The sequence below is a fragment of the Clostridium sp. SGI.024 genome, from assembly GCF_050315195.1.
Lineage (GTDB): Bacteria > Bacillota > Clostridia > Clostridiales > Clostridiaceae > Clostridium.
Window position 1 is genome coordinate 1 of sequence record NZ_JBNPON010000014.1, and the last position, 13,558, is coordinate 13,558.

The 13,558-nt window shown below is 28.7% G+C and carries 13 protein-coding genes; all 13 read left to right on the forward strand.

Annotation, left to right across the window (positions count from 1 at the left end; genetic code table 11):
- The first annotated feature begins 201 nt into the window (after positions 1 to 201).
- The gene (gene ruvA, locus ACQRD5_RS06295) at positions 202 to 807 is read left to right on the forward strand and encodes a Holliday junction branch migration protein RuvA (protein ID WP_291624878.1); all 606 of its coding nucleotides are present in this window, start codon (positions 202 to 204) and stop codon (positions 805 to 807) included.
- 10 nt (positions 808 to 817) lie between these two features.
- Positions 818 to 1,843, forward strand: coding sequence for a Holliday junction branch migration DNA helicase RuvB (gene ruvB, locus ACQRD5_RS06300; RefSeq protein WP_291624880.1), 1,026 nt, complete (start codon positions 818 to 820; stop codon positions 1,841 to 1,843).
- A 33-nt stretch (positions 1,844 to 1,876) separates the two neighbouring features.
- Positions 1,877 to 2,905, forward strand: a complete 1,029-nt coding sequence (gene queA, locus ACQRD5_RS06305; RefSeq protein ID WP_291624882.1) for a tRNA preQ1(34) S-adenosylmethionine ribosyltransferase-isomerase QueA — start codon at positions 1,877 to 1,879, stop codon at positions 2,903 to 2,905.
- Positions 2,906 to 2,926: 21 nt separating this feature from the next.
- On the forward strand, positions 2,927 to 4,069 hold the full coding sequence (gene tgt, locus ACQRD5_RS06310) for a tRNA guanosine(34) transglycosylase Tgt (protein WP_291624883.1): 1,143 nt from the start codon (positions 2,927 to 2,929) through the stop codon (positions 4,067 to 4,069).
- A 91-nt stretch (positions 4,070 to 4,160) separates the two neighbouring features.
- Positions 4,161 to 4,445, forward strand: a complete 285-nt coding sequence (gene yajC / locus ACQRD5_RS06315) for a preprotein translocase subunit YajC (RefSeq protein WP_291624948.1) — start codon at positions 4,161 to 4,163, stop codon at positions 4,443 to 4,445.
- Positions 4,446 to 4,495: 50 nt separating this feature from the next.
- Positions 4,496 to 4,864, forward strand: coding sequence for a TIGR04086 family membrane protein (locus tag ACQRD5_RS06320; RefSeq protein ID WP_291624885.1), 369 nt, complete (start codon positions 4,496 to 4,498; stop codon positions 4,862 to 4,864).
- Positions 4,865 to 5,027: 163 nt separating this feature from the next.
- On the forward strand, positions 5,028 to 7,145 hold the full coding sequence (secD, locus tag ACQRD5_RS06325; protein ID WP_291624887.1) for a protein translocase subunit SecD: 2,118 nt from the start codon (positions 5,028 to 5,030) through the stop codon (positions 7,143 to 7,145).
- A gap of 130 nt (positions 7,146 to 7,275) precedes the next feature.
- The gene (locus tag ACQRD5_RS06330; RefSeq protein ID WP_291624889.1) at positions 7,276 to 8,127 is read left to right on the forward strand and encodes a DHH family phosphoesterase; all 852 of its coding nucleotides are present in this window, start codon (positions 7,276 to 7,278) and stop codon (positions 8,125 to 8,127) included.
- Positions 8,128 to 8,229: 102 nt separating this feature from the next.
- On the forward strand, positions 8,230 to 8,748 hold the full coding sequence (locus ACQRD5_RS06335) for an adenine phosphoribosyltransferase (protein ID WP_291624891.1): 519 nt from the start codon (positions 8,230 to 8,232) through the stop codon (positions 8,746 to 8,748).
- A gap of 100 nt (positions 8,749 to 8,848) precedes the next feature.
- The gene (locus ACQRD5_RS06340) at positions 8,849 to 11,038 is read left to right on the forward strand and encodes a RelA/SpoT family protein (protein ID WP_291624893.1); all 2,190 of its coding nucleotides are present in this window, start codon (positions 8,849 to 8,851) and stop codon (positions 11,036 to 11,038) included.
- Between the two features lie 12 nt (positions 11,039 to 11,050).
- Positions 11,051 to 11,500 carry a D-aminoacyl-tRNA deacylase gene (gene dtd, locus ACQRD5_RS06345; RefSeq protein ID WP_291624895.1) on the forward strand — a complete coding sequence of 150 codons (450 nt, stop codon included), beginning with the start codon at positions 11,051 to 11,053 and terminating at the stop codon, positions 11,498 to 11,500.
- A 15-nt stretch (positions 11,501 to 11,515) separates the two neighbouring features.
- Complete coding sequence (locus tag ACQRD5_RS06350) at positions 11,516 to 12,118, forward strand: MBL fold metallo-hydrolase (protein ID WP_291624896.1); 603 nt, start codon at positions 11,516 to 11,518, stop codon at positions 12,116 to 12,118.
- A gap of 11 nt (positions 12,119 to 12,129) precedes the next feature.
- Positions 12,130 to 13,554, forward strand: coding sequence for a coproporphyrinogen III oxidase (locus tag ACQRD5_RS06355; protein WP_320900392.1), 1,425 nt, complete (start codon positions 12,130 to 12,132; stop codon positions 13,552 to 13,554).
- The last annotated feature ends 4 nt before the right edge of the window (positions 13,555 to 13,558 follow it).

Consider the following 13,558-nt stretch of genomic DNA (forward strand, 5'->3'; position numbering starts at 1 on the left):
TTATTAACAATGTAATTTGGAAGGATTGAATCTTATTTTAAATAAGGTTAAATCCTAAAATTTTACTTTTTAAAATATTAGTACTTATTATTCATAAGATGCTTTTACCTTGAATTATTCCAACTATAATGATAAAGTATAGTGTAGATTAAAAATTGAATTAAAATAATTTTAGTATTGGCATAAAGAAAGGGTAGTTGTATGTACGAATATATAATAGGTAGATATAAAGGGATAAATAAAGATTATATAATTGTTGAAAATAATGGAATAGGATATAAAATATTCACTTCAGGAGCAACTATGTCATCAATGCCTAAAGTAGATGAAGAAGTAATGCTTTATCTTGAACAAATAGTTAGAGAGGATTTCTTAGGTTTATATGGATTTGATACTAAAGAAGAACTTGAAATGTTTAAACTTTTAATTTCTATAAATGGAGTTGGAGCTAAAGCTGCTCTATCCTTGCTTTCTATAAGCAGAATTAATAATCTAAGATATGCAATTATGATGGGAGATGACAAGCATCTATGCAAAGCACCTGGAATAGGTAAAAAAACTGCAGGCAGAATTATTTTAGAGTTAAAAGATAAAATTAAAAAAGAAAATTTAGCAGAAGATATTGAAAGTTTTGGAGATTTTGAAGATATAGTATCTGAAAATGCAAATAATATAGCTGAAGCATTAGGAGCACTTTTAGCATTAGGATATTCTGAAAAAGAAGCAGAATTAGCTTTGAAAAAAGTAGATAAATCTGATAGTTTAGAGAATATTATAAAGAATTGTTTAAAGGTTCTTATGGGTTAGGGGTGAATTAATGGAAAGAATAATAACTCCACAAGAAATTTTTGAAGATGGAAGTATCTTAAGTTTAAGACCTCAAAATTTACAAGAATATATAGGGCAGGATAAGGTTAAAGAAAGATTAAATATATTTATAAAAGCTGCACAAAACAGAAATGAGGCCTTAGACCATGTACTTCTATATGGACCACCTGGACTTGGTAAAACTACTTTAGCTAATATTATTGCCAAGGAAATGAGGGGGGAACTTAAAATTACATCAGGTCCTGCTATAGAACGAGCTGGTGATTTAGCAGCAATTTTAACAACCTTAAAAGACAATGATGTGCTTTTTATAGACGAAATCCATAGACTTAATAGAAATGTTGAAGAAATATTATATCCTGCAATGGAGGATTATGTTTTAGATATAGTTATTGGAAAAGGAGCCGCTGCAAAGTCAATAAGACTTGATTTACCAAAGTTTACTTTAATAGGAGCTACAACAAGGATTGGAATGCTTACTTCTCCGCTTAGAGATAGATTTGGAGTTCTTTGTGATATGCAGTATTATACTGAAGAGCAATTAAAGGAAATTATTATAAGATCTGCATTTGTTTTAAATTGTAATATAACTGAAGAAGGTGCTTACGAACTTGCAAGACGTTCAAGAGGAACACCAAGAATAGCCAATAGATTATTAAAGAGAGTTAGAGATTATGCTGAAGTTTATTCTAATTCAGTAATTAGTTATAAGGAAGCAAGGGCAGCTTTAGAACTATTAGAAGTAGATAGTAAAGGCTTTGATAGAGTTGATAATAAGATTTTAGAAGCAATAATTGATAATTTTAATGGGGGACCTGTTGGAATAGAAACTCTTTCCTACTTTATCGGAGAAGAACTTGGAACTATAGAGGATGTATATGAGCCATATTTATTACAAACTGGATTTATAGTTAGAACATCCAGAGGGAGAGTAGCTACAGACAAGGCTTATGAACATTTAGGAAGAAATAAGAATAAAAGAAAAACTACAGGGGAACAACAAAAATTATTTTAATAAATATACAATAAAAGATAAGGAGATAATACAATGAAGGTTAGTGATTTTGATTTTGACTTACCAGAAGAATTAATAGCACAACATCCCTTAGAAAAAAGAGATGCTTCAAAATTAATGGTTTTAGATAAAAATACAGGGAGTATAGAACATAAATCTTTTCATGATGTAGTAGAATATTTAAATACAGGAGATACTTTAGTATTAAATAATACAAGAGTAATGCCGGCTAGATTAATAGGAGAAAAAGAAGAAACTGGTGGGAAAATTGAATTTTTACTTCTAAAAAGAGTAGAAGGAGATAAATGGGAATGTTTAGCTAAGCCTGGTAAGAGAGCTAAGATAGGTCAAACTTTTACCTTCGGTGAAGGGAAATTAAAATGTAAAGTTGTTGATATTATAGAAGAAGGTAATAGAATTATTGAGTTTTTATATGATGGTATATTTGAACAAGTATTAGATGAGCTTGGAGAAATGCCACTGCCACCATATATAACAGAAAAACTTGATGATAAGGAAAGGTATCAAACAGTATATTCAAAAGAAAAAGGATCAGCAGCAGCCCCAACAGCAGGATTACATTTTACAAAGGAATTATTAGCAGAAATAAAGGCTAAAGGAGTTAATATTGCTTATTTGACTCTTCATGTAGGTCTTGGTACTTTTAGACCAGTTAAAGTTGATGATATAAATGAACATATAATGCATTCAGAGTTTTATCATTTAGATAAAGAAAATGCAGACTTAATTAATGAAACAAAGAGAAGAGGAAATAAGGTTATAGCTGTAGGAACTACATCTACAAGAACTTTGGAAACAATAGGTGATGAAAATGGCTTTGTAAGTGAACAAAGTGGCTGGACTGATATTTTTATTTATCCAGGATATAAATATAAGGTTATAGATGAGCTTATTACAAATTTCCATTTACCAGAATCAACATTAATTATGTTAGTATCTGCTTTAGCAGGTAAGGAAAATGTAATGAGTGCTTATAATACAGCAGTTAAAGAAAAATATAGATTTTTCTCCTTTGGAGATTCAATGCTTATTAAAGAATAACGTAAAATAGGAAGTGAAAAATTGAGTAAAAAAAGATATACTTTACTAAAAAAAGATGGAAATGCTAGAAGAGGAAGATTAGAAACTATTCATGGTACTATTGAGACACCAGTATTTATGAATGTTGGAACTTTAGCAGCAATTAAAGGTGCTGTGTCATCTATGGATTTAAAAGAAATAGGATGTCAAGTTGAATTATCTAATACCTATCATCTTCATTTAAGACCTTCTGATAAAGTTGTAGCTAATCTTGGTGGATTACATAAGTTTATGAACTGGGATAGACCTATATTAACTGATTCAGGTGGATTCCAAGTATTTTCATTATCAGGAATGAGAAAAATAAAGGAAGAAGGGGTATATTTTTCTTCTCATATAGATGGTAAAAAGATTTTTATGGGACCAGAAGAATCTATGCAAATTCAAAGTAATCTTGCTTCTACTATAGCAATGGCTTTTGATGAATGTATTCCTAATCCATCTACAAGAGAATATGTTGAAAAGTCAGTAGCAAGAACGACAAGATGGCTTGAAAGATGTAAAGTAGAAATAGATAGATTAAATTCATTACCAGAAACTATAAATAAGGAGCAAATGCTATTTGGTATTAATCAAGGTGGTTGTTATGAAGATATAAGAATAGAGCATGCTAAGACTATTACAAAGATGGATTTAGATGGATATGCTATAGGTGGTTTAGCAGTAGGTGAAACCCATGAAGAAATGTATAGAATAATAGATGCAGTTGTACCACATTTACCACAAGATAAGCCAATTTATTTAATGGGAGTTGGTATTCCAAGTAATATATTAGAAGCAGTTGATAGAGGAGTTGACTTCTTTGATTGTGTTCTTCCAGCAAGAAATGGTAGACATGGGCATGTATTCACTAAAGAAGGAAAGATTAATTTAATGAATGCTAAGTTTGAATTAGATACTAGGCCAATAGATGAGGGGTGTCAGTGTCCAACATGTAAAAGCTATACAAGAGCATATATAAGGCATTTATTTAAGGCTAAAGAAATGCTAGCTATGAGACTTTGTGTTTTACATAATCTTTATTTCTACAATAAACTTATGGAAGATATAAGAGCTGCAATAGATGGAGGATACTTTAAGGAGTTTAAGGAACAAAAACTTAAAGAGTGGAATGGAAGAGCCTAAAGTATTAAATATCTGTTAATACAATTGACACTACCACATAAATGTTATATATTTTTTTATATGAAATAATAAAAAAGTTTATATGGAAGGAATGAATAAAATGGAAGCTATATTATCATTAGTAGTACCTTTTGCTTTAATGTTTGCTTTAATGTACTTCTTATTAATATTACCTGAGAAAAAGAGAACAAAAAAATATAATGAAATGGTATCAGCTTTAGAAAAAAATGATGAAATAGTTACAAGAGGCGGAATTTTAGGTAAAATCGTAATAGTTGAAGATGACTATGTAGTTATAGAAACTAGTGCTGAAAGAACTAAACTTAGAATCACAAAAAATGGAATTGCAAGCAAAATAAATAAAGCAGCAGAATAAGAATAATACCCCCTAGTAAGTCATAAAATATTTACTAGGGGGTGAAATTTATGGAATGGATAAATTATTTTAAAAGCGTATTGAGAGGTCTTTTTTGGTCATTTGTAATCATTATTATTATCTCTATAATCTTTTCTTTTATAATGAATAAGATACCAATAGAAGAAAAGGTTTTTAATATTATTTATGTTGTAATTTCATGTTTGGCTTTAGTAGTAGGATCTATAATAGCTGTAAAATCATATGGAAGTAAGGGATGGATTGTTGGGTTAGCTGTAGGTTGTATATTTTACATAGTTCTATATTTAATAGGAATGCTATTTGGAGCAGAAGCAACTTTAACAATATATGATTTTATTAAATTTATTTTATGTCTATTTATAGGACTTTTATCAGGAATGCTTGGAATAAATTTATAAAAATTAATTAAAAAAAGGTAAGGAGATATTCTTCTTACTTTTTACTTTTACATAAATTTTAAAATCGGATATTGTAAAAGTCTACAAACTAAAGAAAAAGTTGTTGATATTACTTAACATAAGTAATATAATTTATATGAAAATGCACTAGAGGGGGAAGAACATGAAAGGGAAAAGCAAAAGTAAGAGCAAAAGTTCAATATTATTTGTGATTTCTGTAGTTGCAATTATATTACTTGCATTTGTTGGGTTCAAAGGAATTAAAATAGCAGGCTGGGAAGTAAAATCATTTAATAATGCAATTACAAAAGGCCTTGATCTTCAAGGTGGAGTTTCCGTTTTAATGGAGATACAAGAAGATGATGTTTCATCTGACGTACGTCAAAGAACTAAACAATTATTAGAACTTAGAGTTAATAAGATAGGTGTTGCTGAAACTGTAGTTACTGAAGAGGGAGAAAAAAGAATAAGAATAGATATCCCTGGAGCTTATGATTCTAATGAAATAGTAGATGGATTAAGTAAAACTGGTAACTTAGAATTCAAAGATGCAGATGGAAATGTAGTCTTGACAGGAAAAGATGTTAAAGATGCCACTGCCATTTTAGATGATACATCAAGACCAGTAGTATCATTAGAATTAAATGCTGATGGTCAGGAAAAGTTTGCTGAAGTAACAGCAAATAATATTGGTAAGACTATTAGTATATATATGGATGATGAGGTAGTTTCATCTCCAGTTGTTCAAAATACAATTACCAATGGTAAAGCAGTAATTAATGGTATGTCATCAATGGACGAAGCAACAAAACTTGCGGGAGTTATAAGTTCAGGTGCACTTCCGGTTTCAATAAAAGCTGTTTCAATTAATAATGTTGGAGCACAATTAGGTTCAGAAGCATTACCTAATGCAGTAAAGGCTGGAGTTATTGGAATAGGAATAATATTCTTATTTGCTATTATTTATTATAGAATACCAGGAATATTTGCAAGTATTGCGTTAACATTATATATTACTTTAGTTTTATTAGTATTTACTGAATTAAAGGTTGCACTAACATTACCAGGTATAGCAGCATTACTACTAACTATTGGTATGGCTGTAGATGCTAATATATTAATTTTTGAAAGAATTAAAGAAGAGTTAAAAAATGGGATATCAGTTAAAAGTGCAGTTAAAGCTGGCTTTGAAAATGCAATGTCATCTATCGTTGACTCAAATTCAACAACATTTATAGCAGCATTAATATTATATTTCATAGGATCTGGATCAGTAAAAGGATTTGCAGTAACTTTAATGATTGGTATTGTATTAAGTTTATTTACAGCTTTAATAGTTACTAAAACTTTAATGAATCTTTCTATTGATATGGGACTATTAAAGAAAAAGTGGCAATTTGGTAATAAAAAAGAAAGAAAACCATTTAATATAGTTCAAAAAACTAAGATTTGGTTTGTATTATCATCCATTTTAATATTAATAGGATTAGGTTTCACAGTATCAAGAGGATTAAATTTCGGAATAGATTTCCAAGGTGGTACAAAGATGGTAGTAAATCTTGGAGAAGGTTTTAATAAGGTAGAAGCAGATGAAATTGTAAAAGCATTAGTACCTGATGCTGTTACTAATGAAGCAGCAGATACTCAATATGAAATAAAAGCAAAAGAGTTAGATAGCTCTAAGGTGTCAGAAGTATTTAAGGCTTTACAAGATAAATATAATTTAGAAGATGACGATTTATTATCTCAAGATGAAATTGGAGCTTCAGTAGGAAAGGAACTTACTAGAAATTCTATAATTGCATTAGTGATAGCTTGTCTAGCTATGCTAGTTTATATTGCAATTAGGTTTAAGATGGATTATGGTATAGCTGCTATAATTGCACTTGTACATGATTTACTTATTACAGTAAGTGTGTTCGCTATTTTTAATATTCCTGTAAATACACCATTTATAGCAGCGATATTAACAATAGTTGGATATTCAATTAATGATACCATAGTAATATTTGATAGAATAAGAGAAAATTCAAAGAATATGAGAAGAGCTTCATCTACGGAAATAGCTAATAAGAGCTTAACTCAAACTATGTCAAGATCTATAAATACAACATTAACAACATTAATTACAATTACAGCTGTTAATATATTTGTGCCTACAGTTAGAGAATTTTCATTCCCATTAATTATAGGAATAGCTGCAGGGGCTTACTCTTCAATATTTATTGCAGCACCAACATGGGTTTTATTAAGAAATAGAGAAGATAAAAAATCAGTTTAATTCCAATAATATAAAAAAATAAACCTCCTATATACTTGGAGGTTCATTTTTTTTTAAGAAAACATTTGTAATATTTACAATTATACATTATAATATATGTGTTTTCTTAAGTTTCATGGAGGAGTTTATAATGCGTAAGTTTTGGGAGAGTATTTATAGTCCAAATTATATTACTGGATATAATCCCTTTATACTTAAAAATATGAGCAAAGCAATAGAGCATATGGTTGAAGCTATAAATAATAGAAAAAAGATAGTTATATATGGCGTTCCAAATGTTGATGGATTGTGTGCAATATCTTCTTTGAATTTAGTTTTAAAGTATTTGAATGCAGACATAGAATATGTAATCTGCGAAGAAGATTCAAATTTAGGAATTACTTCTAAAGAAATAATTAATAATGTTAGTTTTTTAGGAGGACAACTTTTAATTACTTTAGGATTAGACTTGAAGTCAGATGAAGAAGAAAAGCTTTGTAGGGATCTTGGGATAGATTTGATAGTATTGGAAAATAAAGAAGTTAGTAATGGAAGAAATTATATATACATAAATCCAAGTCAAAAGGGATGTAATTACAGATATAAGAATTTATCTATCAGTGGAATTACTTTTAAATTAATGCAAGCAATTGCAATATATTATAATATAAAAAGTATAAATAAATATTTAGATTTAATTCTTATTGGAGAACAGTGGGCTGAAGTTCCTTTAAAGGGAGAAAATGGTGTTATCTTAAAGGAAGGAAGAAAGTTCTTGATAAATACAAATAACTACGGTTTAAGAGCGATAATGAATTATTATAATATCATTGAAATGGATGATGAATGCATATTAAAGATTATTAAGCTTATTACACCAACTATAAATGCTGTTACTATGATGGATAACGCACGCATTATTATAGAGTTATTAACAACGAATAAAAAAGATAGAGCAGAACAAATAACAAAATATTTAAATAAGTCCAAAATGACTATATAATTTTTAAATGATTACTTTGAAATAATATTATTTATAGTATTTTTTTCTGAAGTGCTTATAATAATTATATAGTTTATAATTTTTAGTGATGGAGGAGTTATCATGGATCTAAAGGAAAAAATAAGAGTAATTGAAAATTTTCCAAAGGAAGGAATTAGTTTTAAAGACATTACCACAGTTATTGGTGATGGAGAAGCCTTAAAGTACTCAATAGATAAAATTGTAGAACACTTAAAGGATAAAAAAATAGATTTAATAGTTGGGCCAGAGGCTAGAGGATTCATTTATGGAGTTCCAGTTGCTTATGCAATGGGAATAGGATTCATTCCTGTTAGAAAACCAGGAAAACTACCAGGTGAAACAATATCAATAACTTATGACTTAGAATATGGTAGCGATACATTACAAATTCACAAAGATTCTATTAAAAAAGGACAGAGAGTAGCTATAGTTGATGATTTATTGGCTACTGGAGGAACAATAGAGGCTGTTGCAAAACTTGTAGAGTTAGCAGGTGGAGAAGTAGTTTGCCTAGATTTTGCTATTGAACTTACAGGACTTAATGGGAGAGATAAACTAAAGGAATATGAAGTTATGTCTTTAGTTGATTATGAGTTCTAATTTTGTTGAAATAAATAGACAAATATTATATAATAATAGAAAATGGCTGGTTGTTAAAACCAGCCAATTATTTTAGACTAAATCAAAGGAGATTATCCATATGTATGAAAGCCTATTGCAGAAAATTAAGGAAAATTGTAATAATGTTGATATAAATATAGTTAAAAAAGCATATGATTTAGCTTGTGATGCTCATAAGAGTCAGAAAAGGGAATCAGGGGAGCCTTATGTAACTCACCCTATTGATGTGGCTATAATTTTAGCTGAAATGGGTATGGATACAAGTACTATTGTTGCTGGCCTTCTACATGATGTAATAGAAGATACAGAATATACTTACGAAGATATAAAAAATATATTTAATGAAGAAATTGCAGATTTAGTTCAAGGAGTAACTAAGCTTGGTAAAATAGAGTATAAGACAAAAGAAGAACAACAAGCTGATAATGTTAGGAAAATGCTTCTTGCAATGGCAAAAGATATTAGAGTAATAATTATAAAGCTTGCAGATAGACTTCATAATTTAAGAACATTAAAGTTCATGCCAAAGGAAAAACAAAAACAAAAAGCTAAAGAAACATTAGATATCTATGCTCCTTTAGCTCATAGATTAGGTATTTCTAAAATAAAATGGGAACTTGAAGATCTATCTTTTAGATATTTACATGAAGAAGAGTATTATGATTTAGTTAAAGAAATAGCTGAAAAAAGAGTAGAAAGAGAAACATATATATCAGAAATAAAAAAAGATTTATATAAAAAACTTGAAGATTCTGATATAGATTGTGATATAGATGGTAGACCAAAACATTTTTATAGTATTTATAAAAAAATGGTTAATAAAAACAAAAGCATTGAGCAGATTTTTGACTTAACAGCAATTAGAATACTAGTTAATACAGTAAAGGATTGTTACGGAGTACTAGGAATAGTTCATACAATTTATAAGCCTATTCCAGGAAGGTTTAAGGATTATATAGCTATGCCTAAGCCTAATATGTATCAGTCTCTTCATACTACTGTTATAGGTCCTCAAGGAAAAACTTTTGAAATTCAAATAAGAACTTTTGAAATGCATAGAACAGCTGAGTATGGTATAGCAGCCCATTGGAAGTATAAAGAAGGTGACACCCAAGAGGAGAAAGAAAATGCTTTTGAAAGTAAATTAGCATGGCTAAGAGATATGCTAGAGTGGCAAAAAGAGACTTCTGATGCTGAAGAGTTTATAGAAGGATTTAAGATAGATTTATTTACTGATGAAATATTTGTATTTACACCAAAGGGAGTAGTAATTAATTTACCAAGCAAGGCAACACCAATTGACTTTGCTTATAGAATTCATACTGATATAGGTAATAGGTGTGTTGGGGCTAAAGTAAATGGAAAAATAGTTCCACTTGATTATAATTTGAAAACAGGTGAAATAGTAGAGGTATTAACATCTAACAATGCAAAAGGACCTAATATTGATTGGCTAAACATTGCAAAGAGTAATCAGGCAAAAAGTAAAATAAGACAATGGTTTAAGAAAATAAAAAAAGAAGAAAATATAGATAAAGGAAAAGAAGCTTTTGAAAAGGAACTTAAGAAACAAGGCGTTATATATTCGGATATAGCAAAAGGTGATGCATATGAAAAAGCAGTTAAAAGATATAATATTCATAATATGGAAGATTTATATGCTGCAATAGGTATAGGACAAATATCAGCTTCATCATATATATCTAAGCTTAAAGAAGAAAATAATGTTGAAAAACATACTTCGGAAAGTATAAATAAAACTATTGATGAGCATATAAATAAGTCAGATAAAAATACTTCTAAATCTAAATCATCAAATTCCTATGGGGTTACTGTAAAAGGTGTTACTAATTTAATGATTAGATTTGCTAGATGTTGTAATCCAGTTCCTGGAGATGATATACAAGGGTATATTACAAAAGGAAGGGGAGTATCTATTCATAGAAGTGATTGTAGTAATTTAAAATCTTTAATTAACTTTGATTCAAGCAAAGTAGTAGAAGTTTCTTGGGGATCATCTAAAGGAGCTGCCTATGTGGCAGAAATACAAGTAAGAGCTGAAGATAGAATTGGAATATTATCAGATATTATGACAATAATAACTGAAGCTAAGCTTATGTTAAATGCTTTAAATGCTAAATCATCTAAAGGAAATATAGCAATGATAAATATAAAAGTAAAAATAGATTCCATTGAACAATTAAAAGAGCTTATGAGAAAAATAAGAAGGCTTAAGGGTGTAATGGATGTATATAGAATGAATAATTAGTGAGGATTAATAATGCGTGTTGTAGTTCAAAGAGTAACTTCATCTAAAGTCATTGTAAATGATAATGTTATAGGCTCAATTAATAAGGGGTTTAACTTATTGATTGGCTTTTCAAAAGAAGATACTGAAGAAGATTTATTATATTTAAAAGATAAAATTATCAATTTAAGAATATTTGAAGATGAAAATGATAAAATGAATCTTTCTTTATTAGATGTTAAAGGTGATATATTAGCGATATCTCAATTTACCTTGTATGGGGATTGCAGAAAAGGAAGAAGACCTAATTTTATGGAAGCAGAAGGTGGAGATAAAGCTAAAGCTTTATATGAAAGATTTATTGAATTATTAAAAGAAACTAATTTAAAGATTGAAACTGGAGAATTTGGAGCTCATATGAAAGTAGACATTCAAAATGATGGACCAGTAACAATAATTTTAGATAGTAAAAAGAATTTTTAGTTAGGAGGGAAGAAAATGATAGTAAAAACGTATCCTCTTGGATCACTACAAACTAATTGTTATATAGCAATAGATGAAGATACCAATAAAGCCGCTATTATAGATCCAGGAGCACAAGCAAATTATCTTATTAAAGAAATTGAAGCTTTAGGAATTAATATAGATGTAATACTTTTAACTCATTGTCATTTTGATCATGATGGGGCAGTTACAGAGCTTAAAGATAAATATAAAGTAGATGTATATTTAAATGAAGCTGAAGAAGAATACATGAATATAGATACTACTGGTATATTTGGTAAGTTACCGAAGTTCTATAAATATTTTAATGAAGGACAAGAAATAAAAGTTGGAAATTTAACTTTTAAGACTATTTTTACACCAGGGCATACAAAAGGTGGCACATGCTTTTTAGTAGAAGATAATGTGTTTACAGGAGATACACTATTTAATAGCTCTATAGGAAGAACAGACTTTTTAGGTGGAAGTTATAATGAACTAATTAATAGTATAGAAACTAAGCTTATGACACTTGATAACAATGTTAATGTATATCCAGGACATGGACCTAAATCTACTATTATTCATGAAAGGATGAAAAATCCATTCTTAGTATAAGAGGAGAATAAATGGAAGTAATAATTAAATTAAACAATTTAAAATACAGATATGATGTATATCAAATGTTTAATATATATTATCCTTTATATGAAATTAAGTTTGAAGATAAAGGAGATTATATTATAGATATAGAAGAAGATAAAGTTTCATTTTCATATAAGAAACTTTATAAGGAAGCTTTATTAGGAGAAAATATTAAAGAAGCTTTAAAAAAATTAATCTTTTCTTCTCTTAAAGAAATAACTGGAGATTATTATCCCTGGGGAATACTAGTTGGAATTAGACCTTCTAAAATTGCTTTAAAGTATTTAGAAGAAGGTAAAAGTGAAGATGAAATTATAGAATTATTTAGAAATAAACATTTAGCTTCAGAAGAAAAGGCTAGACTTTGTATTGAAGTAGCTAAAAAAGAAAAAAAATTAGTAAACAAAGACGAAAAAAATATTGCTATTTATATAGGAATGGCTTTTTGTCCAACTAGATGTTTTTATTGTTCATTTACAGCAAACCCAATAAGGGGAAATAAGAAGCTAGTAAATCCTTATTTAGAAGCATTAACATATGAAATTAGAGAAATGAAGAAATATGTTGATGAAAGAGGACTAAAAATAGAAAGTGTATATTTTGGAGGAGGAACTCCTACAGCGGTAAATAACGAAGAATTTGAAGAAATAATGAAAGAAATATATAATGCTTTTGTTGAAAATAGAAATTTAATTGAGTTTACTGTTGAATGTGGAAGACCTGATAGCATTACATTAGAAAAATTACAAACAATGAAAAAATATAATACTACTAGAATTAGTATTAATCCTCAAACTATGAATGATAATACATTAAAAATGATAGGTAGAGGGCATTCTTCTCAAGATGTAATAGAGAAATTTAATTTAGCAAGAGAATTAGGCTTTAATGATATAAATATGGATATGATAATAGGGCTTCCTGGTGAAGGCATAAAGGAAGCTAAATATACTGCTGAAGAAATATTAAAGCTAAGACCAGATAGCTTAACGGTCCATGGCTTATCATTAAAAAGAGCTTCTATTCTTTATGAGAATTTTATTCTGAAAAAAGGAATACAAATAAAGAATCAAGAAGAACTTTCTTCAATGTATGAAATGAGTAGAATATTAGCAAAGGATTTAGATATACAGCCATATTATATGTATAGACAAAAAAATATGGTTGGAAATATGGAGAATTTGGGATATTCTAAAGTAGGAAAAGAATGTTTGTATAATATTCAAATGATAGAAGATAAGCAAACTATAATTGCATTAGGAGCTGATGCAGTTTCTAAAGTTGTCTTTTTAGAAGAAAATAGAATAGAGAGATTTGGAAATGTAAAAGACATCAGAGAATACACTAGTAGAATTAAGGAAATGGTAGAGGGAAAAAGAAAACTTTTAGATACACTTTACCTTAAATAGGAGG